The organism is Saccharothrix sp. NBAS 001 (assembly GCF_056640475.1).
The window spans coordinates 4,653,104-4,679,725 of the sequence record NZ_CM153251.1; the positions used below are offsets into that span (position 1 = coordinate 4,653,104).

Annotated in this window: 20 protein-coding genes and 1 tRNA gene; 11 read left to right on the forward strand and 10 right to left on the reverse strand. The window is 68.4% G+C overall.

The genetic code is table 11. From position 1 onward, the window contains the following. Nucleotides 1–749: 749 nt before the first annotated feature. Both AC0HI0_RS18945 and AC0HI0_RS18950 read right to left on the reverse strand, forming a co-directional pair. Entirely contained in the window at nt 750–1,214 is a 465-nt protein-coding gene (locus tag AC0HI0_RS18945; protein ID WP_480933690.1) for a hypothetical protein, read from the reverse strand. After that, nucleotides 1,211–2,275, reverse strand: coding sequence for a tyrosine-type recombinase/integrase (locus AC0HI0_RS18950; protein ID WP_480933691.1), 1,065 nt, complete (start codon nt 2,273–2,275; stop codon nt 1,211–1,213). The genes AC0HI0_RS18945 and AC0HI0_RS18950 overlap by 4 nt, the downstream gene beginning before the upstream one ends. A gap of 152 nt (nt 2,276–2,427) precedes the next feature. Here AC0HI0_RS18950 and AC0HI0_RS18955 point away from each other — a divergent pair, with 152 nt between their 5' ends. Further along, a complete protein-coding gene (locus tag AC0HI0_RS18955) occupies nt 2,428–2,694 on the forward strand; it encodes a helix-turn-helix domain-containing protein (protein ID WP_480933692.1) in 267 nt (88 codons plus the stop codon). Nucleotides 2,695–3,328: 634 nt separating this feature from the next. Here the strand turns inward: AC0HI0_RS18955 and AC0HI0_RS18960 are convergent. The 4 genes from AC0HI0_RS18960 to AC0HI0_RS18975 all read right to left on the reverse strand — a co-directional run bounded on the left by AC0HI0_RS18960 (nt 3,329) and on the right by AC0HI0_RS18975 (nt 9,553). Continuing rightward, on the reverse strand, nt 3,329–4,624 hold the full coding sequence (locus tag AC0HI0_RS18960) for a hypothetical protein (RefSeq protein WP_480933693.1): 1,296 nt from the start codon (nt 4,622–4,624) through the stop codon (nt 3,329–3,331). After that, nucleotides 4,617–8,018, reverse strand: coding sequence for an AAA domain-containing protein (locus tag AC0HI0_RS18965; protein WP_480933694.1), 3,402 nt, complete (start codon nt 8,016–8,018; stop codon nt 4,617–4,619). The genes AC0HI0_RS18960 and AC0HI0_RS18965 overlap by 8 nt, the downstream gene beginning before the upstream one ends. Beyond that, entirely contained in the window at nt 8,018–8,791 is a 774-nt protein-coding gene (locus tag AC0HI0_RS18970; RefSeq protein WP_480933695.1) for a protein kinase domain-containing protein, read from the reverse strand. The genes AC0HI0_RS18965 and AC0HI0_RS18970 overlap by 1 nt, the downstream gene beginning before the upstream one ends. 243 nt (nt 8,792–9,034) lie before the next feature. After that, nucleotides 9,035–9,553 carry a hypothetical protein gene (locus tag AC0HI0_RS18975; RefSeq protein WP_480933696.1) on the reverse strand — a complete coding sequence of 173 codons (519 nt, stop codon included), beginning with the start codon at nt 9,551–9,553 and terminating at the stop codon, nt 9,035–9,037. Between the two features lie 289 nt (nt 9,554–9,842). Here AC0HI0_RS18975 and AC0HI0_RS18980 point away from each other — a divergent pair, with 289 nt between their 5' ends. Then, a complete protein-coding gene (locus tag AC0HI0_RS18980; protein ID WP_480933697.1) occupies nt 9,843–14,345 on the forward strand; it encodes an AAA domain-containing protein in 4,503 nt (1,500 codons plus the stop codon). Further along, on the forward strand, nt 14,342–15,166 hold the full coding sequence (locus tag AC0HI0_RS18985) for a hypothetical protein (RefSeq protein WP_480933698.1): 825 nt from the start codon (nt 14,342–14,344) through the stop codon (nt 15,164–15,166). Before AC0HI0_RS18980 ends, AC0HI0_RS18985 begins: the two co-directional genes overlap by 4 nt. A 226-nt stretch (nt 15,167–15,392) precedes the next feature. Here AC0HI0_RS18985 and AC0HI0_RS18990 read toward each other — a convergent pair whose 3' ends face one another. From AC0HI0_RS18990 to AC0HI0_RS19005, 4 genes are all read right to left on the reverse strand, one after another. Continuing rightward, nucleotides 15,393–16,298 (reverse strand): tyrosine-type recombinase/integrase, encoded by a 906-nt coding sequence (locus AC0HI0_RS18990; protein ID WP_480933699.1) that lies wholly within the window; start codon nt 16,296–16,298, stop codon nt 15,393–15,395. A gap of 88 nt (nt 16,299–16,386) precedes the next feature. Beyond that, nucleotides 16,387–16,839 carry a hypothetical protein gene (locus AC0HI0_RS18995; RefSeq protein WP_480933700.1) on the reverse strand — a complete coding sequence of 151 codons (453 nt, stop codon included), beginning with the start codon at nt 16,837–16,839 and terminating at the stop codon, nt 16,387–16,389. A 198-nt stretch (nt 16,840–17,037) separates the two neighbouring features. Then, nucleotides 17,038–17,123 (reverse strand) — tRNA-Leu (locus AC0HI0_RS19000). A 606-nt stretch (nt 17,124–17,729) separates the two neighbouring features. After that, complete coding sequence (locus AC0HI0_RS19005) at nt 17,730–18,008, reverse strand: hypothetical protein (RefSeq protein WP_480933701.1); 279 nt, start codon at nt 18,006–18,008, stop codon at nt 17,730–17,732. 53 nt (nt 18,009–18,061) lie between these two features. On the opposite strand from AC0HI0_RS19005, the gene AC0HI0_RS19010 reads away from it, so the two are divergent. The 8 genes from AC0HI0_RS19010 to AC0HI0_RS19045 all read left to right on the forward strand — a co-directional run bounded on the left by AC0HI0_RS19010 (nt 18,062) and on the right by AC0HI0_RS19045 (nt 26,620). Then, on the forward strand, nt 18,062–18,793 hold the full coding sequence (locus AC0HI0_RS19010) for a MerR family transcriptional regulator (protein ID WP_480933702.1): 732 nt from the start codon (nt 18,062–18,064) through the stop codon (nt 18,791–18,793). Between the two features lie 459 nt (nt 18,794–19,252). Beyond that, nucleotides 19,253–20,572, forward strand: a complete 1,320-nt coding sequence (locus AC0HI0_RS19015; RefSeq protein WP_480933703.1) for a serine/threonine-protein kinase — start codon at nt 19,253–19,255, stop codon at nt 20,570–20,572. A 179-nt stretch (nt 20,573–20,751) separates the two neighbouring features. Further along, on the forward strand, nt 20,752–21,600 hold the full coding sequence (locus AC0HI0_RS19020) for an STAS domain-containing protein (RefSeq protein WP_480933704.1): 849 nt from the start codon (nt 20,752–20,754) through the stop codon (nt 21,598–21,600). Beyond that, nucleotides 21,600–21,965: an STAS domain-containing protein gene (locus AC0HI0_RS19025; protein ID WP_480933705.1), complete on the forward strand. Its 366-nt coding sequence runs from the start codon at nt 21,600–21,602 to the stop codon at nt 21,963–21,965. The genes AC0HI0_RS19020 and AC0HI0_RS19025 overlap by 1 nt, the downstream gene beginning before the upstream one ends. Then, nucleotides 21,962–22,375, forward strand: a complete 414-nt coding sequence (locus AC0HI0_RS19030) for an ATP-binding protein (RefSeq protein ID WP_480933706.1) — start codon at nt 21,962–21,964, stop codon at nt 22,373–22,375. Before AC0HI0_RS19025 ends, AC0HI0_RS19030 begins: the two co-directional genes overlap by 4 nt. Next, a complete protein-coding gene (locus AC0HI0_RS19035) occupies nt 22,372–23,388 on the forward strand; it encodes a SpoIIE family protein phosphatase (protein ID WP_480933707.1) in 1,017 nt (338 codons plus the stop codon). The genes AC0HI0_RS19030 and AC0HI0_RS19035 overlap by 4 nt, the downstream gene beginning before the upstream one ends. After that, nucleotides 23,385–25,100 (forward strand): ATP-binding protein, encoded by a 1,716-nt coding sequence (locus AC0HI0_RS19040; protein WP_480933708.1) that lies wholly within the window; start codon nt 23,385–23,387, stop codon nt 25,098–25,100. Before AC0HI0_RS19035 ends, AC0HI0_RS19040 begins: the two co-directional genes overlap by 4 nt. Next, the gene (locus AC0HI0_RS19045; RefSeq protein ID WP_480933709.1) at nt 25,097–26,620 is read left to right on the forward strand and encodes a SpoIIE family protein phosphatase; all 1,524 of its coding nucleotides are present in this window, start codon (nt 25,097–25,099) and stop codon (nt 26,618–26,620) included. Before AC0HI0_RS19040 ends, AC0HI0_RS19045 begins: the two co-directional genes overlap by 4 nt. Nucleotides 26,621–26,622: the final 2 nt, after the last annotated feature.

Below are 26,622 nucleotides of genomic sequence, written 5' to 3' on the forward strand. Positions count from 1 at the left end.
CCCCGAGAGCTCGCTCACCTGGTGAACTCGACCTTCGTCCGGCCCGTGGTTGTGTGTTCAAGCCGTCACGTGAGGCGACATTCGACAGCGTGGACAGGCGGCTGGGCCAGACCGCTGCACCGCTTCCCGTGGCATCGCGGAGACGACGGAGCCTGCATCTCCCACGTGTGCCCAGACCAACAGCTGCGCATTCGTGGTCAGCATTGACTGGGTGTCCGCCTGATACCAGGCCAGTGCGCGCGCGAGCCCAGCTCGCTCGTTCCCGCACCCGGGCAGCACCATGCGAACGTGTTCGACATTGGCTTCACCGGCACCGGCACCGGCAACGAGGCGGTGGTCCATCCGCCTGACGGCTACGCCGAACGCCTTGTCGTGAGCAGCTACTGACCGGACGGCTCAATTTCGGTTAGCACTGACATAATAGTTCTCAGCATGCCCCCGGCACGCAGCACCTCAGGTCCACGAGCGTTGCCGGTCGACCGCATCGACGTTTCTTCGCGACTGGGTGGAATCGCGGTTGACCTCGGTGCCGGGCCAGGCGACTGCTCTCAGAAGCAAGGATCAGGTACTGGTCGACCAATGCCCTCTGGCGACGTGAAGCGTGGAGCAGCTCGGTGATCGTGGGCCGCTCCACGCGTGGACACGTCGGGTCCCGGTCTTCTGACAGGTGTCGGAGCCGCGCTCTCGCCTACCGCCGCGTCATGGCAGGTGGAACTCGCGGAGACGACGCCTTCGGCCTGAGGGGGAACTCAGCTGGCCGGCCGTGTGCAATTCCCGGTGTGGTCCGATGCGGATGTCAGGTGGTCGGACACGATGCGGCGCAGGACGCGGCCCGGGTGGACGAGCAGTGCGCCGGTGGCCGGTGATGCGGTGATCAGCAGCAGGTCGCCGGTGGGGATGCCGACCAGTGATCGCAACCCGGCTGGGACGAAGACCTGCCGGCGGTGGTCGATCCTGTGTGGACTCTCGGGGTCGGGTTCGATGACGATCACGTCGCCGCGCAGCTGTGCCCGTGTGCCCTGACCGACATGCCAGCCCAGCGCGTTGAGCAGTCGGGCTGCGGGTACGCGTCCGGAGTGGTCGATGGCCACGGATGCGACGACCAGACCTGGATCCAGCCCGTGGTCGGTCCGTCGTGGGGTGACGATCTCAGCGAGCGGGCCGACCGGACGCTCGACGGGTGGCGTGAACAGTGGGGTGAGGCGTTCGTTCACGGGCGGGCCGGGTTCAGAAGCGGGAACACGGGCAGGCCACCCGCGGGTGGTGGTGTGGTGGCGAGTGGGTGCGGTTCGCGGGTGTAGGCGGCCAGGGCGGTGGCATAGTCGGCGAGGGTGGGTTTGGTGTAGACGGCGGTGACGTCGTCGCCGCGCGGCGCGGTGTGTCCTGCGTAGCCGTGGGCGATCGAGGGGCCGTAGTGGCGGTCGACCCAGGTGAGTGTGGTGTGGCGCAGCCAGTGGGTGGAGACGTTGCGGGCGGCGACCCAGTCCAGTTGGCGGCCGACACGCTGCCAGAGGCGGTCGTAGCGGCGGCGGTTGATCGGGTTGCCGTCGCGGTGGCGCAGCAGGGGTTCGGGGGTGGGTTTGTCGTTGCCGCGGTGGCGGCGGTGGTCGAGCAGGGCCTGGACGAGGGTGGGGCTGACGGGTTGCCAGCGGACGGTGTCGTTCTTCTCCCGCAACCGCACCAGGCACGTGGTCGGCTCGATGTCGTCCTCGCACAGCGCGAGGGCGCCGCCGCGGCGGCAGGCGGTCTCCAGGTGCAGCCGGAACAGCAGGGTGTCCAGCGGGGTGTCGTGGCCTCCGGTGGTGATCGCGTCGGCGAGCGCGGCGACCTCAGCGGGCCCGAGGGCGCGGCGGGCGGTGGGTCGGCGGCGGGGTTTGCGGACCTCGCCGGCGGGGTTGAAGTCCTTCGGGACGAGTTTGTCGTTGATCGCGCGGGTGTAGACCGCGCGCATCGCCGAGACCAGGTGCTCGGCCACGGAGTGGCCGCCGCAGTCGTTGCGGCGGATCGTGCGCGTCGCGACCAGGCGGCGCATCAACCTCTCGATCTCCGACGGAGTGGGCTCGTCCAGGCGGCGGTCGCCGAAGGTCTCCACGATCCGCGTCCAGTAGGTGCCGTAGGTCCGCACCGCCCCCGGCCCGGACGCGGCGACCACGGTGGGCACGTAGGCCGCGAACGTCGGCAGGTCCACCGGTGGTCGCATCAGGTCCTGCGGGGTCACACCCAACCGGGTCAGCAACAGGCGGGCGGCTTTGACGGTCTCGGGATCACTGGTCACTCATCGCCTCCACGGGTGGATCGGCAACAGCACGACAGCATCGCGGAACCCGGCCCTGACCAGCAGCGATACCGGCCTTGCGGGGTTCCGCGACCGATTTTGTACCACTGTTGGTACGGACTCGCGCGGCGTGAAGTACCAACGTTGCCCCCGTGCCAGCGTCGCCCGTGCATCCGCACCTCGCGGAACGGCGCACGCAATTCGGCCACCGCATCGCGGCACTGCGCACCAACCGCGACTGGACCCAGGAACAGCTGGCCGAAGCCACCGGATTCGACCGCAAGACGATCAACCGCATCGAGAACGGCCGCCACTCCCCCAGCCTCGACCGCGTCTTCGTCCTCGCCGACGCACTCGCCGTGGAACCGGCCGAACTCTTCCTCCAGCAGGAGACCGGAAGTCTGCACTCGATCGAGTGACAACGCCGCCGGTCATCGGCTGACGCCGAGCCTCGTGTCGAGCAGTCCGGGTTGATCGGTGCGGCCAGTCCGGCAAGACGTTGGCCGGACTGGCGGATCTAGGCTCCGCGGCCGGTCGTGTGGTGTAGCGGCGCCCGCACTACCGGCGATGAGGTGATCGTGGTCGATCCTGTCGAATTTCACGCCAATGCCGACCGGTGACCGAGGCTTCGTGGCGACAGTTCCGGCCAGCACCTGCCGTTCGACGTGGACCCAGACGGTTGCTCGCCGAGCCGGGCACGAAGACGCCGGTTGGGTTCGGCCTGACCAGGTCGCGGTATCGGGTGGACGGGCGCTGCCGGGCGAGCCCGGCGCCGGCAAGACGACCCAGTTCGAACGGCTCGCCCCGGTGCTCAGGGCCACTCCCGACCCCGTGCCCGACGGACGCGGGACGATGCACCTGACCGGGCCGACCTGCCCAATACGAGACGACGGCAAGCCGAATCAAATAGCGTCCGACACGCTGTAAACTCCCTGGTCAAGAAGTGTCTTCCCCGCGCGAGCGGGGATGGTCCTGCGACGCTGGCAGCCTTTCCGGCGACCGGCCCGTCTTCCCCGCGCGAGCGGGGATGGTCCGGCCGCGTTCGCAACAGAGTCAGCGTCTCTGAGCGGAGCCACCACCCTCGAACTGGGACAAGACGGTCTCGTACACCTGGTCCACGTCACCGGGCATCGCCACGATGGTCCCCTCATAGTCGCGGAACGGCCTGCTTGCACCTCGATAGGACAGCCATGGGAAGTCGGACGCAACCCAGTAGCCGTCGTACACCAGCAGGTTCCGCCACTTCCCCTCCGACCGGTGCAACGTCAGCCTGTTCCGGCCACGCTGAGCCAGTCGGCCAAGCGCCTCTTCGGTCGCCTGGTCGCACTCGGGCACGATCAATGTGACCTGGGCACGGGTGCGCAGACGTTGTTCTAGCCTGCTGAGGAAGTTCGCGTCCACGACGGAGCAGACAGCACGGTCAGTCGCGATCAGCAAGCGGGTGGCAGCGTTCTGCAGCGCTGTCGCCAGCACCAGCGGATGGTCGAGGAGCCCGATTCCGCACACGCGTGGCGCACTATCCGCCAGCGGCCCGCCCTGCGCCGGGTACACACGTTCCGCTTCGAGGTGCGGAGGCAGCACTGGGCGAGATCTCGCCTGCTCAACGCGGAAGCCGAGCTTCTCCGTCCCCCCGAGCTTGCTCAGTGCGGAGTCGTGCTTCTCACTCTGGTCACCGTCGACGACGACCGAAGTCTCCACGTCTCCGCTCTCCTGATCTCCGTATACCAAGACGTCGACCGGCATGTACTTGTAGGTCGAGGGGCTAACGTCGATGACATCCAGCACGTCGATCGTCGCGCCACGACCGGGCGACCGCAAGATCGAGTTCACGGCCGCCGGGCTGACATCGTCCCGCTTGATGCGCGTGGTCCGTCGACCGGGCAACAGGAGACGACCGTCTGCGACAGCCGCCGCCTTGTTGATCAGTTCCCTGCTCTCATAGGCTGCGACCGACCAGGTGAGCCGGTCGAAGACGACCTTGAAGGTCTTCTGGATCGGCCGTACCGACTGGTGCTCCACAGCCAACTGCATGCCGCGGGCAGTCAGCGTCAGGTCGCCAGGGCCATGGCCGAAGGCCACTGCGCCTTCTCGGTACTGGTCGGCGACCGCCGCATCGACGAGTTCCCTGTCGAGACCGAGGAAATCGGCCATGGCCACCGAGTCGCCAACGCCAGAGTGAAGCAGCCGCAGCACGAATTCGTCGAGCAGAGGAAGCTGTTTCACCTCCTGCGCCAGCACATCCGTCGAGATGATGGTGACCGGGACGGCCGCCTTCTCGATGCCGAGCAGGACGAGCCCTGGGCGGTCACCGCTGAACCGCTTCGTGAGCAACTCTTCCGGGCTAGGCACCCTCCACCACCTCGCAGTCTTCCGGATGCTTCTCGATGTAGCGCAGTACTTCCCGCAACGCACCGTCGGCAGAACGGCAGAACTCGGCGTCACCGACGATGGTCAGCCCGTATCGCGCGCGCGATACAGCGACGTTGATGCGCCGCCAGTGTTCGGGGCCGAGGAAGCCCAGTCTGAGCTTGGAGTTGCTGCGGGTCACGGAAAAGATGGCGACATCGCACTGCCTGCCCTGTACGGCGTCCACGGACAGGACGTCGACGTGCAAACGCTTGAAGGTCGCAGAGCTGAGTCGCCGCTTCATCTCCGCCATCTGGCGCCGGTACGGGGCGATGAGCAGCACGTCGAGCTTGCCATCAGGCTCAGGAGTGCGGACGACGCCTTTGGCGATGGCCTTTTCCAGGATGACCAACCGGTCGAATACGATCTTCACCTCCGTCCGGTTGGCGTAGCTGATCCCGCCGGGCCCTGGGGTCTCCCGGCGCGTTTCACCGAGCAGGGAGGTATCCATCCACCGGACTGGTTTGCCAAGCACGTCGTAGCCGGGCAGTCCATCGCTGCGCGGAGAGTTCAGCTCCCCGTTGTAAAAACAGGTGGACACCAGGTTCCCGATCGGCGCGATCATGCGGTACTGGTCGAGCAGCTTGAACTTCGAGTGATCTGGCAGACGGTCGGAGAACCACTTGAACAACGTCTCCTGGATCAGTTCTTGGTCGATGTCGTGCTCATCCAGAATCTCTCTCGACCGCAGGAGTTCTTCTTCCTGCGGAGGGAGTTGGTTGATGTCCCCGACCAAGATCGCCCGACGTGACCGCGACAGGGGCACCAGGGCCTCGGTCGCGGTGGCCTTCGACGCCTCGTCCAGGATGCAGAGATCGATCTCCAGTTCGCGGGCAGCACCCTGTCCGACGAACCCGACACAAGTGCCGGCGACAACCTTGGCCGTGCCCAGGAATGCCTCAGCGAGGCGGTGATCGGACTTCGTCCGCTGCAACCACTCGGCTTGCAACTCGACCAGGCCGAGGAGTCGTCGGGCGGAAGTCGACGTGCCGAGTACTGCGTCCGCCGCCCCGAGAGCCTCGTCTGCGGAGAAGTCCGGCGGCAGTGTCAGATCGCCTGCGATGTGCGCGAGGGCCTCGTTGTAAAGCTGTTCATGCCTTGTCGCGAGGTCGTCCATACGTTCCTGTAGGTGGCTGTCGTCCTCGACGATCTCCAGAGTCGTCGCGAGTTCGGTGGTGGTGCCCACGCCCCGGGCGCGGCGGTCGATCTCACTTTCGACCTTCTCTCGATCCTTGATGACCTCCGACAGTTGCCGCAGCGCCAATGCTGCACGCAGATGCCGAACATCCACGCCCTTCCGGTTGGCCAGCTTCTCGAGGTGTCGCTGAGCGCTGCGTCGGATGCCTTCCGACCACTTGGCCATCCGCTGGTCCAGCAAGAGGTGCCGGACCGAGGCGTCCACTCTCGGATCATCCGGGTGGCCGAGGCGGACGATTCCGGAGACGCCGGCCTGCTCCAGTCGCGCCAGTGCGTTGTCGACCGCGACGTGAGTCTGGCTGACGATAAGGATGCGTGCGTTCGGCCGATCCTTCAGCGCCTGCAACACGATCTCCGCGATGAGGTCGGTCTTGCCAGTGCCGGGAGGTCCCTCCACCAGGAGCACGTCGGCGAGTCCGAGCGCGGATTCGACGGCCGCTTGCTTGCTCCTGTCGAGGTTCTTGCTCCACTCCTTGACCTCGCGTGGGGCGGGAGGGTCGACCAAGGCAGGGTTCTGAATCTTGTCCCGCAGGTCCGGCCGTGCCGCGGTACCGTCCCGGAAGGCGGAGACCGCGTCGCGCTGGCGTTGCAGTGCCTTTGTTGCGGGCCCCAGGTAGGGCCGCACCATGCCCGAGCGGGGAAGCCCGGTGATTGGTCTCTTTCCGCGCAACGTGAGGCTGCCGTCGTCCTGACTGATGATCTGGCCGTACACGAGGGTTCGCCGCGATTCGTTGACGATCTCCCAGTCGGTGCCGATGAGATCTTCCTCGACCGGCTCGCGCAGGTTGAGGTCGACCTCGCGGCCGCGCATGACGCGGTCGGTGTAGTTGATCGTCAACTGTGATCCGCGGGCTAGGTCTTCGCGGGCTTGGAGGACCTTGTTCCACTCGCCCAGGATGTCGAGACCGTCATAGCCGGCCGCGAGGTCGCCGTGCCGCTGGAGGTCCTTCTGCTCATCGTGATCGTCGAGTGCGCGCAACAGATCGTCGCTTCCATGCACGGCCTGTTGGCGGTTGCGCGGCTCCGCATACGTAAACGATGCGAAATCCGCGATGTTCAGGGCGTGCTTGCGGAATCGTTCGAGTTGCTCGTACTCGAGCGGCCGGGCGCCGGTGACCACCAACGTGGGTAGCCGGTCCAGCTTCAACGTGAACTTCCACTGGTTGCCGGTGACGTAGACAGTCGAGCGATCAGCGGCGCGCTTGGTCGCGTCGTACCGGTACTCCGCGTGGACATCGTCGCTGAGGTCGTGCTGGACGACGGCTTCCGCGCTGGAACCTGGCTCGTGCGGGTGCTCCAGGAGGTGCTGTCTCGCGGCGTTGGTGAGCGCGAGCCACAAGGTGCTCCGGTTCGCGACGGGAAGGACAGCCCGGCCGCGCAGGACGTTGGTCAACTCGTCCGCGAAGATCGCGCCGTTGGCGGGACGCTGCGCGCTATCGGGATCGATGCATCGGGAGAGAAGCTTGCGGACGTCCGGCGGCACGTTGACCACTTGCAGCGCTGGCGCGATGTCCGCGAAGCCACGCAGGGGCTCCTGGTGGAGCGACCGGATCAACAAGACGCCCATCGAGTACACGTCACGCACGTACTTGACGGCTCCGTCTCGTTCCGGTGGCGTGTAGGCCCCGGAATGAGAGGCGATGAGCGTGTGGTCGCTCGGGGTCCCCTGCGCGACCTTCGCGATGCCGAAGTCGGCCAGCAGCGGCACCCCTGCCTCCGTGACGAGAACGTTGCTCGGCTTGATGTCGCGATGCTCAACTCCTTTGAGGTGGGCGTGACGCAACGCATGCGCCAGCGGCACGGCGATCGAGTCCGCGAGCTCGTCCCACTCGTAGGGTCCTTTGGCCGCCAGGATGCTGTCGAGCGAGTCCTCCACCCAGTCGAGGATCAAGAAGTGCGAGTTCCGTTCCTCATCGATGCCGGCGTCTTTCAGGCGGACGATGTTGGGGTGGCTGAGCTTGCGCAGGCTTTCCAGTTCCCTGGTGATGGCCAGTTCACGCTTCTCGTTGACGCTCCGTTCGACCAGCTTGATCGCGACCATCGTGCTGTCGTGAGGGTCGAACGCCTTGTAGACGGCAGCGAACCCTCCCTGCCGAGCCGGTTGTTGCACCAGGGCATAGCGCCCGCCCACCGAGTCCATCAGTCAATGCCTCCCGCGGTGATCAACTCTCGGAACTCGCGCACGTTCTGCGGCCGTGCGGCGGGGTCCTTCCGAGTCGCGACAACGACGATTGATCGCCACGGCTCGTCCTGCGGTATGAGCGGAGCGTTGATCCGAGGCTCGCTGCCGGTCCGCGCCCAGCCGATGATCTGCCCCAGGCTGTAGAGGTCGGCGCTGGCAGTGGCCTCGTGCGCGTCGACCGCCTGCTCCGGCGCCGCAAACCCGAAGGTGCCGAACGGCTCGTTCGTCGTGGTCCGGCCGGTGAACGTGGTTTCACCGCGCGGACGCCTGCCCAAGCCCCAATCGGCGACGGTCCAGCACCCGTCGACCAGCAACAGGTTTGCAGGCTTCAGGTCACGATGGAGCCAGCCCACCTCGTGCGCGGTCTCCAATGCCGCACACACAGCCAGGACGAGCGCGCGAAGCCCTTCGTCGGTTGCGAACGTGGATCTGGAGTCCTCGGCGTTGCCCTGCGCCAAGGGCATGACGAACCAGTCGCGGATCCGGCCGTGGTCGAGCACCGGCATGATGTGGTCGTGGTCGGGGAACCTTAACCCGAAGTCGATCTCCCTGTTCATCCTTGCCACCGCCTCGACGCCCCACGAGGTCAGGCGTTTCATCGCCACCTGGACGCCGGTCGCCTTGTGTGTCGCGTGGTACACGCGCGCTTGACCGCCTTCTCCCAGCGGCCGAGCAGCCAACCTGTAGTCGGCTTTGTTGTTCCTCGGGTGATCCCCCAGAACCCCGTTCATCCCGCCCCCTCCCGTCGCGCATGACACATCGCACGCGAGGCGGGGAACATTACCGGGCATCGTCACTCCGATCGCGCGGATCTGGAGAACTCGTTCTCGGCCGGCGCCCCTGTCCTCAGACCGGGCTTGAACGCCGCCATCGCTTCGGTCACCCGCTGGCGCAACACCCCAGGCCCGCCTCGCCGCCGACTCAACCTATCCGCACGTGGATCCGGTATCCGACCAGGTTCGCACGCCACGCAGCTATCCCGATGTCGCGGCAATGCCGGCCTCTGCAGCGCGCCCCAGCATCTCGACACTGGGATTCCCGGACAGTGGCTCGGCCTGCGAAATGGCTACTGCATTTCCTCTCGGGGAGGATCGATAGTGTTTTCCCGTGAACGGAATCGACGCGAAACGGGGGTCGTCACGGGATAATTCACGAACATTCCCGGTGCCCTGCCGGTCCACGAGCACCTTCAGTTCCTCCATCGATGACTTGTCCGCCATACGCACCGTCGACACGGCCACGAGTGCCAGGTGGCCAACTCGATCATCGGCGGTGAAGAGGACTCGTGTCATCGACTCGCACGGGTGCCGCGAGAGATGTTCTCTCACCGCACCGTATGCATCCGAGGCGCATGAACTGGCATCCGAGGTCTTCTCCAAGGTGAGGTAGAGGCCGGCATGCTGAGCGGGCGAGGTGGCCTGCGTGGGCGTCGGCGCAGCGTCGACCAGCATCCAAACGAGGAATCCGCCAACCAGCAACAGCCCGATGACCACGGCCGGAGTAGGCGATGACGCAAACCCGGCGGGCTTGGACCGAGTGTGGCCGCGCACCCATGTGCCGTCCTGTCTGCGGTACCCCCGGACGCGCACTCGACTCATAGCGACCCCTTTCACGTTCCATTCTAAGCCGCAGGCGATCCATGGAATCGGCCTCGACCCTTTCCGTATTTTTGCGGAACAAACTGAACGAAGCCGCATAAATCGTGTCACCGGATGTAGCTACTTGCACATCCGCGGCGACATCGGCACCCTGGCCTGTTGCTTCAGACTAGGGAAGGCAGACATGGGCGACGCGGTGGCGCAGTCGGCATTGCGCCGGGTTACCAACCTGATGGACTTTCTCGCCGAGGTCACCGACGCAGCTCGTCGCACCCCGGTGTTGGACATACTCTCCGGTGCCGTCGACGCACCGGATCCGATTGTCTGGTTGGCAGAACTACCCGAAGACGTGAAGATCAGGCGCGACCCACGTGACGGTGTGCTCTTCGCCGTCGCACCCCCTCGCAGCACGCCTGAACCTTCCCTGCCTGACGAACTCGCGGCCTGGGTGACCCCGGCCGGACCGCGCCACTTCTCCGGGCCTGAGCCAAGACTGGTGGCCAACTCCGCCGGGGACCCCGCATCCGGGGGAGCCCCGCCGGCGGTGGTGGAGGCGGCCTTCGATTTGTGGCTGGCTTCCTGGCGACGGTGGTCCGAAACCGAGCGACGCTCCGCTGCTCGGAGAACGCTTTACGAGCAGTTGGAGAGAGCAGCGAAAGCGATCGAGCAACGAGACGACGAGTACGAGTTCGTCCTGGCTTCCGCCCTGGTCTGCTGGCAAACACCCAACGGCGAGAAGCTTCGGCGCCACCTGCTCACCGAACAGGTCGTCCCGACCCTCGACCCCGACAGCGCGGTCGTGAAGGTCTTGCTCGCCAGGACCAAGCGTCACTTCGAGGATCGCGAACTGCTCGAGGAGCAGGAGGCGTACCGACCGGAACGGGGACGTGCGCAGCGGCAGGAGATCATCGACCAGGGTGGGTCGCCGCTTGACGATCGACTGTTCGACGACGTCCACGGCTGGTTGAGCCTCACGTTGGACGCTCCGGTCCGGAAAATGACCCGCGGGCCTGCTACCGGCGAGGCGCTGCCCAGTGGCCCGACGATCAGCGCGTCCCCGGCCCTGTTGCTGCGACCGCGAAGCAAGGCGGCTCTCGCGGACACCTATCGACGCATCGCCGCGGAGCTGCGCCGGCCGGATGCAACGGTTCCGGTGGCTCTTGCCCAACTTGTCATGGATACCGAGCCCGAGCAGCGTCGTCGATGGCTCGGCGAGCAAGGTGCCGTGCAGGGTGATCTCTTGGGCGACGATCCGCTGTTCCCGTTGCCGGCCAATGAGGAGCAGAAGCGGGTGCTTCAGTTGCTCCGTCGCGAACTCGGCGTGGTGGTGCAGGGGCCGCCCGGCACCGGCAAGACGCACACGATCGCGAACCTCGTGTCCGCGCTGCTCGCACGAGGTCTGCGGGTACTGGTGACCAGCCAGAGGGAGCAGGCGCTACGCGTCCTGCGCGAGAAGATCCCGACGGGCCTCCGGTCGTTGTGCGTACTCCTGGCCGGTGGTAGCCGCGACTCCGCCAAGGAACTGGAGCGCAGCCTCAAGTCGCTGTCCGACGAAGTCGCGCGAGCCGACACGGAGTCGATCCGTGTCCGGATGGCCCGAATGGAGACGGAGCGGCACGAACTGCGTTCGCGTTCCGCGCTGCTCAACGAGCAGATCGGGCGGCTCCGTGATGCCGAGAACACGAAGCACCCGGCGGTCGTGCGCGGCTACCGCGACGACATCTACCGGGGAACCCTCACCGAGATCGTCCGCGACGTGAGACTGGCCGCGCCGTCGAGCGACTGGATACCTGCGGTCGATCCGGCGTTGCCGGATACGCCCCCGTTGGGGCTGCGGGACCTGCTCGATCTGCTTGAGCTGTCGAGGATGGCTCCGAAGCTGCCCGAGGGCCGTGCCCAGCAGCTCATCCCCACGCCCGATGACCTACCGACGGCAGCCGCTCTGGAGAACATCCTCGACTCGGAAAGGCGCGCTCGTGCCACTGCGGACGAGGACACAGGTGAACTCGCCAGGCAACTGGCCACTCTGCCACAGGAATCACTCGCGGCCCTGGTAGATCTCCGGGGCGGCGCGACGAAGGCCCTGCACGCGGCGCGGCTCTACCCTCCCGATGGGAGGGGGGTGTCCGAGTGGGTGATGCGAGCGGCGGGGAACCTGCTCGCCGGCGACCACGTCGCACTATGGAACCATGTGCGGGCGATCAACGGTGAGGCCGCGAGGCTCGCGTCCGCCCTTGAGGCGCAAGGCGTCCGCTACACGGTGGACCTTCCCCCGCTCGACGAACTCGGTCACGGCCGTGCGCGTGGCCTCTTGGAAGCCGGCCGGGCGTTGCGCGCCTATCTGGCAAGCGGGAGGAAGCTGCGGCGACACCTGCCCGCTGGCAAAGCTCAGCGCGCCGCCGGTCCGTTGCTCGGCGCCGTGCAGGTGAACGGACTTCCGCCATCGACCGTGGAGCACCTCGATGTGGCTCTTGAGCGGATCGAAGCCGAGGTGAATGCTGCGGAACTCGTCGCGAAATGGCTCGACGTCGGCGTGTCGGTGTCGGCGAAACGGCTGACCGCCACGCTGTCGGAATTGGCCGACAACGACCGACTGCTGACGGCGGTCGAGGAAGTGGGCTCCTGGCATACGAGACTCGCAGCTGTCCTGGAGGGGCGGGTGTGGGCGGTCGACCACCGAAGCTTGGGCGGCTTCGTCGCCGTACTCGACGCCCTCCCCTCCGCACAGCGGCATGTGGATCTCGCATTGGCACGCAGTCAAGTCGAACGGCTCCTCGAACGCGTACGAACCTTGGCCTCGACGCCCGGAGCGTGTCCTGAACTCGCGCTGCTCGCGGAGACCGTCGGCCGGCGGGACCTGGATGGCTACCGCAAGGGACTGGAGGCAGTAGACGCCGCTCGGGCCCAGCGTGATTCGTTGCTCCGGCTGGACAAGCTGAGCCGAACGCTGCGTACGGTGCATCCGGCGCTGGCCGATCTCCTCGCCCGCACCGCTGCCGACCAAGCGTGGGAACAACGCCTGCCCAACCTGCCAGCGGCGTGGGCCTGGTCGAAGGCCCAGCAGTACGTCACCCGGCACCGCACCGTCGAACAAGAGCGCAGACTGGTAGTCGAGTTCGACGAACTGGACGACCGCATCAACCGGTTGACAGAGAAGATCGCCACCGCACGGGCCTTGACGGCATGCCTGGATCGCATGAGCGACACTCATGTCCAGGCTTTGCGCAGCTACGCGAAGTACATGCGGGATATCGGCGCTGGCACCGGGTCGAAGGTTCCGGAACTCCGCGTCGCAGCACGGGCGGCGATGGAAAAGGCACGGGATGCCGTGCCCGCATGGGTCGTGCCCCTGCCGACCCTGTTGGAGAACATCGCCGCACACCGCAATGCCTTCGATGTCGTGATCGTCGACGAGGCCAGCCAGTCGGGAATGGAGCAGTTGTTCCTGTTGTGGATGGCACCCAGGGTGGTCGTGGTCGGCGACGACAAGCAGTGCACCCCAGGAGACGCGCGTTTGGGCCGCCTCGACCCCTTGTTCGCCCGCCTGGACCAACACCTCAGTGAGATCGGCCCCGAACTCAGGATGAACTTCACTCCCAAGACCGACCTCTACGGACTGTTGTCCTCCCGGTCGGGCAAGGATGCGGTCGTGCGATTGCGGGAGCACTTCCGCAGCATGCCCGAGATCATCGGCTGGTCCTCGGCCCAGTTCTACGGCGAGCAGGGACTACCCGGCCTCATCCCACTGCGTGAGCGCAAGGCCGATGACCTCGATCCGTTGAAGGTCGTGCGCGTGGCTGGCGCCTATACCGAAGGCACAGACAGCAAGCGCCGCAACCCTCTGGAGGCCAAGCGGATCGTCCAAAGTCTGCTCGACTGCCTGGCCGACCGCCGCTATGCGGGCAAGACCTTCGGCGTGGTGGTGCTCCAAGGCTATGGCCAGGTCAAACTGCTCGATCACGAGATAGCCGCGGCTATAGCACCGGAGGAACGGAGCAAGCGCAAGATCCGGGTGGGTACGGCGACGGAGTTCCAGGGTGACGAGCGGGACGTGATGATGTTGTCGATGGTCGTGGCGGAGCCACCACGCGGGTTCTACGCCACGTGGGCGATGCAGGCGTTCAACGTCGCCGCGAGCCGGGCGCGGGACCAGATGTGGCTTTTCACCTCCGTGGGGCTCGACCAACTCAAGTCCGACGACCTCCGCGCCTCCCTGCTGGGGTACATGCTGAACCCCCCGTCCACCTATGGCCACTCCCCTCGGTTGGAGGACGTGAGTACCACTAAACCGACTTCGCCATTCGAGTCATTGTTCGAGCAGGCCGTGTTCCGTGAGATCAAGACGCGCGGCTACCACGTCGTCCCCCAACATCCTGTCGACTCACGCTCCCTCGACCTGGTCGTCGTCGGAGCGGGAGGGCGACTGGCAGTGGAGTGCGACGGGCACCGCTGGCACACCAGCCCGGAGCAAGGACTGTCAGACGCCCAACGTGATCGCGAGTTGCGGCGGATGGGGTGGGACGTTCACCGCGTCCGCGAAAGCGAGTTCGAGTTCGACCCCGAACGCGAACTGGAACCGCTGTGGCAGCGCCTGCAGGCGCGGGGAATCCATCCGACCGACCCCAGCGCTGCAGCGGCATCGACCTGGAAACCCGTGATCGTGCACCACGAAGGAGCCGACCAGTGACCGCTCGACCGGAAGAGGACCTTCGGGTCCAACTTGACAACGCCGTGCTGGGACGAGTCGCAAGCCTCATCTGCGGCGACGACAGCACCAGCCACTACCGCACCGGTCCAGAACTGGTTCGCTTTTTCGAAGCGTCACAGTGGCGCCGGGTCGGCCCGGTCGACGGCGGCCGCCGCGCGTGGGTGCTGGACAAGCTGATCCGCAACAAGCATGATTCGGATGCGCTGCGGCATGTGCTGCTGCGACTCGCCGACCCGAGGGAATACCTGGACGAGAACGACACCCGCGCCGAGGTCGTCGATAAGCTGAACTCGGTCCTCGCGGTCGAAGGTCTCAGGGTGACCTATCAGGGCACCAAGCCGATTCTGGTCGCACACACGCCTTCTCTGGACCGGCCGACACTGGCCACCCCGATCCGGCTCGAGGCGGAGATCGGCGACATCGTCAGCGACACCCAGTTCGGAGCACAACTGCAGAGTCGCTTGGACGAGGCGCAGATCTGCCGGCAGTCCGGAGCGCACCTGGCATCGATCATCATGCTCGGCAGCGTGTTGGAGGGTGTGCTCTACAACCTCGCCCAGAGCACCCACACCTCCGGCCCCAGGCCGGACGACAACCTCGAACGCCTGCTCCTCCTGGCCAAGGCAAGGGGCTGGTTCGCCCAAGACCTCTTCGAGTACACCAACGTCCTTCGCGACCACCGCAACCTCGTACACCCGAAAAAGCAGTTCACTCAGGGCCACGCACCCGACGCCGACATCGCGCTCATCGCGTGGAACGTCGTCGTCGCGGCGCTGAACGACCTCGCGCAAGTCAGATGACGACAGGGCAACGGGGTGACCTGCGTTCGCATTGCACCAACTCCAACGCAAATGCGGCCGCCTGGCGGTGCCCGTCCGACAGGCGGTCACTCGCGAGGAGTGGCCGGAGTGGCTACGGCTGCTGTTGCGGACCACCCCCGCGCGAGCGGGGATGGTCCCACGACTCCGACCACGGCCAGCCACGCCAGCGCCACCTTCTCACTCTGCGTAGCCGCGATCGGGACGGTCAGGCTGCGTCGGCGAGTGGGTGAGGTTCGCCGGTGTAGTCGGCCAGGGCGGTGGCGACCTCGGCAGGTAGTCCTTTGATGTAGGTGGCGGTGGGTGCGCCTTTGGCGTCGGTGTGTCCGGCGTAGGCGCGGGCGATGCCGTAGCTGTAGCTGCGTTCGACCCAGGTCAGGGTCGTGTGACGCAGCCAGTGCGTGGACACGCCGAGACTCGCCGCCCACGGTAGTGCCGTCCGGACGCGCTTCCACAACAGGTCGTGGCGGCGGCTGCCGATCGCCTTGTGCCTCGTGGTGCGCAACAAGGCGTCGCCCGGTCTCACGGCGCCGCGCGCCGTGGCGTGTTCGTGCAGGGCGGCGGCCAGGGTCGGGCTGATGGGTTGCCACCGGTGGGTGCCGCCCTTCTCCCGCAACCTCACCGCACAACGTCCCACATCCAAGTCGACCAACCGCAGGTTGAGCGCGCCGCCCCGGCGGCAGGCGGTCTCCAGATGCAGCCGGAACAACAGACTGTCCAACACCACATCGCGGCCACCGGTCACCACCGCCTGCGCAAGCTCGGCGACCTCCTCACGCAGCAACGCACGCCGTGCCGACGGCAGACGACGAGGCAACGCCACCTTCCGAGCAGGATCGGACCCACGCGAGACGAACCCGTCCAGGGCGGCGAGCTTGAACACCAGTCGCATCGCCCGCACACACGCCTCCCCCGCGTACCTGCCACCACGACTGTTGGAACGCACCCGAGCCTGGGCCACCGACAGTTCCTTCAACCCCAGGATGTCGGTCACCCTGACCCGGTCCAGCCGACGACGGCCGAACACCGCCTCCGCACGCCTCCAGTACAGGCGATAGCGCTGCGCCTGCGACGGCGACGCCGCAGCCAGGACACGCCCCAGGTAGTCCTTCACCTTCGGCACCGCCGGCGAACCCGCCACCGCGGACGGGGGCACTCCCATCGCGGTGCCCACTTCGCGGAGCAGCCGCACCTTCTTCCCGTCAGGACTCATCGGAGACACCGTCCACATCGGAGTAGTAGCGTGCCACCAGGTCTGCGACGACACGCATCGGATGGATAACCAGGACACCGAGATCCAGACGCGCCACCAGAACCACAGGATCGTTCTCCCCGATCCCCAGCAGCGTCCGGGTAGACGTGGGCACACCGACGTAGCCTCGGGAGTTGACCTGGCCGTCCCCTTCAACAGCAGGGGAAACCGTCACCCGGTCCGCGTCGACGTGCAGCCGGTAGCGGTCACCGGGCGACCAGCCCAACGCGTCGATCAGCCAACGTTCACGGATGCGCCCCGAGTGATCGAACCGGGCCACACCCAGCATCAGCGACGAGCCGCTGGCCGTGGCGTTGACGACGGGTGGCATCGCCGGGGGCTCGACACGAACGCGCCGCCGAACCGGTGGCGGCACGAACATCGGGACAGGCCGCTCAGCCACGTGTAACCACCCAGGCGACGGCTGAAATCCCAGCCGCAACGGTGGAGATCACCGAAGCGAAAACACGCATGACAAAACGCGCACCGAGCTTGGAGGCTCGGTGCGCTGAGAGTTCGGGCTGCAGCACCCCTTCATTGGTCACGGAGAGCCACTCACTGTGACCTCTCGTGACCACTCCAGCTGAAATTCCAGCCGGAGTGGTGTCCGAGGGGGGACTTGAACCCCCACCCCCTTTCGGGGACTAGCACCTCAAGCTAGCGCGTCTGCCATTCCGCCACCCGGACTCGGCTTTCGCCGTGGTGTGCGCCTAGATTACATGATCGTCTTTCATGCTCCAAATCGGGGGGCGGGTTGGCTGCGTTGGCTGTGTTTTCGCTGTTCAGGGAGCAGTCGAGGGCCGAGGACGTCGATCGACCGCAGTGGCGGGGCTGTGGGCGATCAGCGTTCCGGGCACCTGGGGCGAGGGGGCCACGTCGGAACAAGCTCTACGCGAAGGTTGGTGCTTACTGGCCGAGTGGGGCGTACGACGGCGAGGGACGTGTGGTCTGGGCGCGGGGTGCTCGCGCAGACCTGCGCGTTTTGTGTGCCCTGTCTCCCAGCGCTGACAGCGCGTACGGGTGTGGTTGCCGAGGATCTGACGCGTCGCGGGATCGGCGGGCTGGTGATGGCGTGTAGCCGGGGTACGGGTGCGCAGCGCAGAACTGGGTTGGCGAAGGACTTCGTCCAGTGCCTGACGATCGCGGTGGAGGAACGGCAGGTGGATGGCGTCCGAGGTCCTGGGGGTGGCGAAGGTGGGGTGGCGGATGTTGGGCGTGGGTTTGGGGCTGTTCGGTGGTCGGACGGCGTGGACGCATGCCGCACGACGCCGCCTTGGAAAGTGGATGGTGGGGCTACTGGTCTTGGGTTGGAGCGTGTAGGAGCCGTTCGAGTTCGACGCCTGCCTCGTCGGCGCCGGCGTCTGAGATCCGTTGTAGTTCGAGCAGGTCGTGCGCTGCGACGGCGCGTCGGGTGAGGAGGTGTCCGGCGTGCATGGATCCTTCGTCGAGCAGCTCGCTCAGCTCGTCGACGTCGCCGCGGGAGTCGGCGAGGTCGGCCAGGCGGTCGAGGGCGGTTTCGTTGCCCTCGTCGGCTAGTGCGCGCAAGGTTTCACGGTCGGTGTTCGCGTTCACAGTGCCACTATGAAGGTTGCCCTTGGGGCAAGGTCAAGTGCGATCATGGGTGGGTGCTCACCATCGGACAGCTCGCCAAGCACGTCGGGGTGTCGACCAAGACGATCCGCGTCTACCACGACAAAGGGCTGCTCCCTGAGCCCGGCCGCGATGCCTCCGGCTACCGCCGTTACGGCGCGGGGCACGCCATCGATCTGATCAAGATCCGCACCCTGGCCGAGGCCGGCGTTCCGCTGGCGCGCATCCGTGAACTTCGGTCCGCCACGGGTGAGGAGTTCCGGCAGGCGGTCCTCCGGGTCGACGCCGACCTGGCCGACCGGATCCGCGGGCTGCGGGCGACGCGCAGGCGCCTGCGCCAGCTCGCGGACGGGGATCCGCTGTCGATCCCGGCCGAGGTCAGGAGTCACCTCGACGGGCTGCGCCGGCTCGGGTTCAGCGAACGGTGGGTGGCGCTGCAGTTCGACCTGTGGGTGCTGGTGTTCACCACCCAGGCCGACACTGCGCTGTCCAGGTTCCGCGAGGAGGCCCGGATCCTGGCCGACCCGGCGCTGCGCGGCATCTTCCGCGACTACGACCGCGCCTACGACCTCGACCCCGACGACCGCCGTGTCGACGACCTGGCTCGCCGGATCGTCGACGCCACCCGCGAGCGCTATGGGACCGAAGGGGTGCCCGAGCATTACGACTCGTCCGAGATCCCGGCGCTGATCCAGGCTGCCGTCAACGCCTCCTCGCCGACTTGGCGGCGGCTCGACGTCCTGATTCGGGAGCAGTTGGCGGGCTGACGGGGGCCGGCGGTGGCGGCTCGTGGATCTTCGGGGTCGTTGGTGTGGGAGACGGCGTGGTGGTTGGGCTGTCGCCTAGTTCATGCTGCCGGGCACCGACGGGAAGTCGCACTTCTGGGTGGTTCAACCCGCAAGGTGCCAGGTACGCGGGCCTCGTTCGGGCGACACCGCGACTGTCTCGAAAATTGCCGGTCCAGTAGCGGACTATTCGTCTGGCGCTCGTGGGGGAACGGGGGTTCGGTGCGCCTGGTCGGAGCGCGAACTGGTCACGGGCGGATGGGCAGGGCCTCGACGGCGGGCCTGTCCACTGTAGAGGCCGGAGCATGAGGCTGCGCGGTGCGAGTTGGGCGTCAACGGTCATGGGCGCTCGTGACCTGGGACTGCGCGTGGGAGGTGTTTGTGGCCTCTCCGGCCGGGGCAACCGATGTCAAGCCGCCCGAGCAGAGGGAGGGTGTGACGGTGTCACGGTCGCTCGACACAGACCTGTTGGCAGGCCGGTACCGGCTCCTTGAACGGACCGGTGCCGGTGGCGCGGTGCAGACCCACCGCGCGTGGGACGGGCTGTTGCGACGGCACGTGACGATCAAGCTGTTCGAGCCGTTGTCCGATCCCGAGGCCGGGCGGGTGTTCGACCGGGACGTCGGCGCCTTGGCCCGGCTGTCGCATCCCGGGCTCGTCTCCGTCTACGACACCGACGTGCACCGGGGTGCCCGGTTCGTGGTGCTTCGCCTGGTCGAAGGTCGGACCTTGCGGGAGCTGGTGGATGCCGGGCCGGTGCCGGCGGGTCGGGTGTGCGGTCTCGGGGCCGAGATCGCCGACGCGTTGGCGCACGTGCACGCGCACCGACTGGTGCACGGTGACGTGCGTGCGTCGACCATCCTGCTGGACGACGAGGGCAGCGCCTGTCTGAGCGATTTCGGTTTGGAGCACCCGTTCCGGTCTGCGCCTCAGCCGGACGCGGCCCCTTCCGAGTTGCCGCCGGGTGGTGCCATCGACGTGTACGCCCTCGGGCTGGTGCTCCTGGAGTGCTTGACCGGGCGCGCCACGCAGGCGGGGCAGCGTCCGCCGGGGATTCCGGAGGACCTGCCGGCGGCTTTGAAGAACCTGTTGTCTCAGATGACCTCGCCGGCGCCGCGTGATCGGCCGGCGGCTCACGCCTGCGCGCGGGTCCTGGGGGCTTTTCCGCCTGAAGTTGTCGTTTCACGGCCGGTCGTTTCACGGCCGACCGTGCAGGTTCCGCCGATGCAGGTGCCGGTGCCGGTCGAGGTCGGGGTGGGAGTCGAGCAGGAGGCCGGGGTCGGGCGGGGCGAGGGTGAAGCGACGGCCACGCAGGAGAACGCGCGGGATAAGCCTAGGTCGCAGGCGTCGTGGAAGGTGCTGGCCGCGTGCACGGGGGTGCTCGTCGGGGCTCTTGCCGTCACCGCGGTGACGACGTCCGTGTTGCGGCCGGCGGGGTCCACGCCGGCCGATTCGTCCACCTCCACCACCGGTGTCCAGGTCCCCGACGGGGTGCCGCAGGACGAGGCACGGCCTCAGCTCGTCGGGGTCACGCGCTCGACGGACGCGCCGCAGCCCACGTCGTCGGTGTCCGCGCCGCCGGGCACCCCGGCGCCCCGGCCCAGCACCACCACTCCGGTGCCGACCAGCGAGACCACGGCCGTCACGACCACCGCGCCCGAGACGACCCCGTCGTCCTCGTCGGTGGCTCCCACGACCGGGACGTCCTCAAGCAGTCCCGCGCCCGACACGTCCTCGCCGGCCGAAGAGGTGGCCGGCTGAGGCCGTTCTACCCCGTGGACGGCCACGGTTCGTGGACGCCCGGGCACCTTGTGTGACAATCCGGCGAGGTATGTCACAAAGGCGAGTCGACCGGCGTCCCACCGGGCATCCCGCCGGCCTGGGCCTGGTTGATCGAACGGCTACTGTCACGTTCGACAGTGGTGCTGAGGAGGATCCGGGTGGTTGCGGAAGACGAGCGTCGGCTTGCCGTCGTGTTGCGGGAACAGCGGGACTCGATCGTGGAGCGGTGGGTCCGGGGCGCCTCGGACTCGCTGCGCGGGCGGGTCACCGCCGCGGAGCTGGTGCGGGAGTTCCAGGAGCTGTACGGCGCGTTGCTGCCGCTGGTCGGCGACAACGGCAACGACGTCGCCGGTGAGCGGTACGTCGAGATCCGGTCCGTGCTCTCCGAGATGTCGCGGACGCGCGCCCGGGGCGGCTACACCCCCACCGAGACCGCGTCGAGCATCTTCGCGCTCAAGCGCGTGGTGTTCGAGCTGACCGAGGACGACGGCGACCCGACGCTGTTCCGGCAGCTCCTGGACTTCTCGTCGCTGCTGGACGCGCTGGGCCTGGTCACCTTCGAGACCTTCGCCCGCGCCCGCGAGGAGATCATCACCGAGCAGTCCGAGCAGCTGCTGGAGCTGACCACCCCGGTGGTGAAGCTGTGGGAGGGCGTGCTGGCCGTCCCGCTGGTCGGCACGCTCGACTCGGCGCGCACCCAGGTCGTGATGGAGAAGCTGCTGGAGGCGCTGGTCGAGACCGGCGCGGAGCACGCCATCATCGACATCACCGGCGTGCTGGCGGTGGACACCCAGGTCGCGCAGCACCTGCTCAAGACCGCGTTCGCGGCCCGGCTGATGGGCGCGGAGTGCACGATCTCCGGCATCCGGCCGCAGATCGCCCAGACGATCGTGGCGCTGGGCATCGAGTTCGGCGACATCACCACCAAGGCGTCGCTGGCCGACGCGCTGCGCCACGCGCTGCGCCGGGAAGGCGTCGAGATCGTCTCGGCGGGCAAGGGCCGGTGATGGAACGCGTCCCGATCCTGGAGATCGGCGGCGTCCTGCTGGTGTCGATCCAGATCGACCTCCAGGACCAGACCGTGCTGGCACTCCAGGAGGACCTGGCCCAGCGGATCTCCGACACCGGCGCGCACGGCGTGGTCATCGACATCTCCGGGGTGGAGATCGTCGACTCGTTCATCGGCCGGATGTTCGCCACGATCGCCTCGCTGTCCCGGCTGTTCGACGCGACCACGGTGGTCGTCGGGATGCGCCCGGCGGTGGCCATCACGCTGGTCGAACTCGGGCTCACGCTCGGCGACGTGCGCACCGCGCTGAACCTCGAACGCGGCCTGAAGATCCTCGGCGACGTGCGCCGAGGCCCGCGGTGACGGCCGCCGCCGGCGAGTCCGAGGAGTTGCCGATCTCCGGCGACGACGACGTGGTGCGGGTGCGCCAGCTCGTGCGCAACTACGCCCAGCGCGCGAAGCTGTCCCTGGTGAACCAGACGAAGCTGGTGACCGCGGCCAGCGAACTCGCCCGCAACACCCTGGTCTACGGGGGTGGCGGGGTGGCTCGGGTGGAGATCGTCAGCGACGGCCGGCGGCAGGGGGTGCGGGCGGTGTTCCACGACGAGGGCCCCGGCATCCCCGACCTCGGCCTGGCCCTGGCCGACGGCTGGAGCAGCGGCAGCGGCCTCGGTCTGGGGTTGAGCGGGTCGCGCCGGCTGGTCGACCAGTTCGACCTGGACACCGAGGTCGGCCGAGGCACGACGGTGACGGTCGTGAAGTGGAAGGGGTGACCGCCCACATCCCGCTCGCCGAGGACGTGGCGTGGGTGCGGGTCGAGGAGGCCGCGCAGGTCGGCCGGGCCCGGCGGGTCGCCACCGGGCTCGCCGAGCGGCTGGCGTTCGCCGAGCCCCGGGTGGCCGAGATCGGCTTGGCGGTCACCGAGATCGGCACCAACCTGCTCAAGCACACCGACGGCGGGCAGCTGCTGGTGCGCGCGCTGCGGGCCGACGACCGGGCGGCGGTCGAGGTGGTCGCCGTGGACCGGGGTCCCGGCATCACCGACATGGCCCGCGCGATGCGCGACGGCGAGTCGACCACCGGCACGCTCGGCATCGGGCTGGGCGTGGTGTCGCGCAGCGCCGACCACCTGGACGTCTCCACCCACCGCGAGCGCGGCACCGTCCTCGCGGCCCGGTTCCACCGCCGGGAGCGCGGGGTGCCGGACTTCGTCGCGGACCCGACCTCGGCGGGCGTGACGCGGCCGATCGCCGACGAGGAGGTGTGCGGCGACGCCTACGCCGTGCGCCGCGCGGGCGGGCGGCTGTGGCTGATGATGTGCGACGGCTCGGGGCACGGCCCGCTGGCCGCGTCGGCGTCCCGCGAGGCGGTCCGGGTGTTCTGCGACGACGAGCCGAGCGCGCCGGAGGCCGTGGTGGCGAAGCTGCACAGCGCGTTGCGCGGGACCCGGGGCGGCGCGATCGCGGTGGCCGTGTTGGATCCCGAACGGGGTGTGCTCCGGTATTCGGGGCTGGGCAACATCGCCGGGGCCGTGCTGGCCGACGGGCGCAAGCGCGCGATGGTGTCGGTGCCGGGCATCGCGGGCTACCAGGCGCGGGCGTTCCAGGCGTTCGAGTACGAGCTGCCGCCCGGCGCGCTGGTCGTGCTGCACTCCGACGGGCTCACCGAGCGCTGGTCGGCCGAGGACGTCGCCGGGGTCACCGCTCCCCTGCTGCTGGCCGCCACGCTGGTGCGTGACGCGGGCGTGCGCAAGGACGACGCGAGCGCGCTGGTGGTGGCGACGTGACGACCGAGGACCTGCTGCGGTTCACCGTCGCCCGCGAGGCCGACGTGTTCCTGCTGCGGCAGTGCGGGCGCGAGGTCGCGGCGACCGTCGGCCTGGACCCGCAGGACCAGATCCGGGTGGCGACCGCGCTCAGCGACGTGGGCCGGGAGCTGATCGCGGTGCGGCCGTCGACGTGGCTGGTGTTCCGGCTGCGGCCCGAACCGGAACCGGCGCTGGTCATCCTGATCGACACCGACGACCTGGGCGGTCCGGGCTGGGACACCGCGCGGCGGCTGCTGGACGGGTTCGACGTCGCCGACCACCGGGTCGAGCTGGTGAAGTCGTTGCCGCGCGGGCATTCGCGGCCGACCCCGGCGCAGACCGCCCACCTGCGCGACATGCTGTCGCTGCCCGCGGCGGACGTGCTGGAGCAGTTGCGCGCGCAGAACCGGGACCTGCTGGAGACGCTGGAGTCGCTGGAGGCCAAGCGGCTGGACCTGGTGCGGCTCAACGAGGAGCTGGAGGACACCAACCGGGGTGTCGTGGCGCTGCACAAGGAGCTGTCCGAGGAGCTGGAGCAGACCAACCTCGGCGTGGTGGCGTTCTACACCGAGCTGGAGGAGAAGTCGAACCAGCTCCGCGAGGCCGCCGCGGCCCGCACCCGGTTCTGGTCCAACATCAGCCACGAGCTGCGGTCCCCGGTGAACTCCATCATCGGGTTGACCCGGCTGCTGGTCGCACCCGGCGGCGACCCGCTGACCGAGGAGCAGCGCCGGCAGATCGACCTGGTCAACGACGCCGGTTCGACGCTGCTCGCGCTGGTCAACGAGCTGCTGGACACCGCCAAGGCCGAATCGGGCAGCCTGCGCCCCAAGTTCGCGCCGGTCGACGTGCCGCTGGTGCTCGCCCAGTTGCAGGGTTCGTCGCGGCCGATGACCCGCAGCGCCGAGGTGGACCTGGTCTTCGACCCGGCGCCCGCGCCGTTGCCGCTGATCTCCGACGAGGTGATGCTGCAACGCGTGCTGCGCAACCTGCTGTCCAACGCGCTGAAGTTCACCGAGCGCGGCACGGTGCGGTTGAGCGTGCGGGCCGACGAGGACGTGGTCCGGTTCACCGTCGCCGACACCGGCATCGGGATCCCGCCCGAGGAGCAGTCCCGGATCTTCGAGGAGTTCTACCAGGTGCCCGGACGCCTCCAGGTCGGCGTCGCGGGCACCGGGCTCGGCCTGCCCTACGCGCGCCGGCTGGCCCGGCTGCTCGGCGGCGACATCGCGCTGCGCAGCACGGTCGGCGAGGGCACCGAGATGACGTTGTGGCTGCCGCAGTCCGAGACCGACGTCCTCAACGCCGACACCGCGCTGGTGGTGGAGGCCGACGACGCCGTGCGGGCGCGCGTGGTGATCTCGCTGGACGGCGTCGCGCACACCGTCGAGCAGGTCAAGGACGGGCGGGAAGCGCTGGAACGGGTCCGCGCGCAACGCCCGGACGTCGTCGTGCTGGCCGCCGACGTGCCCCGGGTGAGCGGCCCGGAGATCCTGTCGTTCCTGCGCGGCGACGACGAGCTGCGGTCGGTGCCGGTGGTCGTGGTGGCGGGCGGGGTCGACCCGGACCTGGAACGCCTCGTGACGGGCCTGTCCGCGGTGCTGCTCAACGCGGCCGTGATCGCGCCCTCCACCCTGCGGCGGGCGCTGCGCGACGCCGTCCGCCTGGTGCACCCGGAGGACGCCCGATGACACCGGACAGCGCGCACGTCCTGGTCGTGGACGACATCGAGGCCAGCCGCTACGTGCGGGCCAGCTGGCTGCGCCGGGGCGGGCACCGGGTGACCGAGGCGGTGACCGGCCGCCAGGCGCTGGACCTGCTGGCGGCGCAGGGCTTCGACATCGTCGTGCTGGACGTCGACCTGCCCGACATGAGCGGGTTCGAGGTGGCCGAGCGGATCAAGGGCGACCCGCGCACCGCCGCGATCCCGGTGGTGCACGTGTCGGCCGCGTTCCGCGAGGCGGAGGACCGCATCACCGGCCTGAACCGGGGCGCGGACGCCTACCTGACCGAGCCCGTCGACGCGGGCGAGCTGATGGCCACGGTGGAGGCCGCGCTGCGCTACTACCGGGCCCGCGCGCTGGCCGAGCGGCTGGCCGACCGGCTCGCGAAACTCACCTCGGCGACCCTGTCGATCAACGCCGCCGCCGACTTCGACGCCCTGGTCACCGAAGCCGCGCGGGCCGCCGCGACCGTCCTGGCCAGTCCCGCTTCGGCGATCGTCCCCGACGGCGACGGCGGGCGGTGGATCGGGCGCACCGCCGGCGACGGCGAGGTGGTCGTGGCGCGCGCCGCCGAGTTCGACGACCTGCCCACCGGGGCGTCGGTCGTGGAGGACCCGCCGTGGGACCCCGGCGTGCCGGCGGCCGTCGTCGTGGCGCGCAGCACCCCGAAGCGCCCGGCGGTGCTGCTCACCGTGCCGCCGTCGGCCGTGACCACCGACGAGGACCGCAACCTGCTGGTGCAGCTCGCGCAGGCGACCGTGCTGGCCGTGGAGGCGCTGCGGGCCTACGCGGAGGAGCACCAGCTCGCGCTGGTCCTGCAACGCAGCCTGCTGCCGCGCGAACTGCCCACCGTGCCGGCGCTGCCGATGGCCGCCCGGTACGTGCCGGCGTCCGCGCACGCCGAGATCGGCGGCGACTTCTACGAGGTGACGCGACTGGGCGACCGGTTCCTGATCGCGATCGGCGACGTGTGCGGCCACTCGATCGGGGCGGCGACCATCATGGGCGAGGTCCGGCACGCGCTGCGCGCCTACGCCGTCGAGGAGGAGGACCCGGCCGAGATCCTGCGCAAGCTCGACGCGATGCTGTCCCGGTACCACCCGATCAAGGGCCTGACCACGATGTGCCTGCTGCTGGTCGACCCGGCGGACGGCTCGGCGATCGTGGCCAACGCCGGGCACATCCCGCCGCTGATCGCGCACCGGGACGGCGCGGACTACCTGGCCGTGCGGGGCCCGATCCTCGGCATCGGCCTGCCCCGCCCGCCGGTCACCCACTTCACCATCCCGGTGGGCGCGCTGGTCCTGCTCACCACCGACGGCCTGGTGGAGCACTCGGGCGCGGACCTGGACGAGGGCATGGACCTGCTGCGCGACGCGGTGCGGCCGGACGTCGACATGGAAGCCCTGTGCGACGACCTGGTGGCCCGGTTCGGCGCGAACAAGAAGGACGACATCGCCCTGTTCGCCTTCCGCCGTCCCGGCTGAGG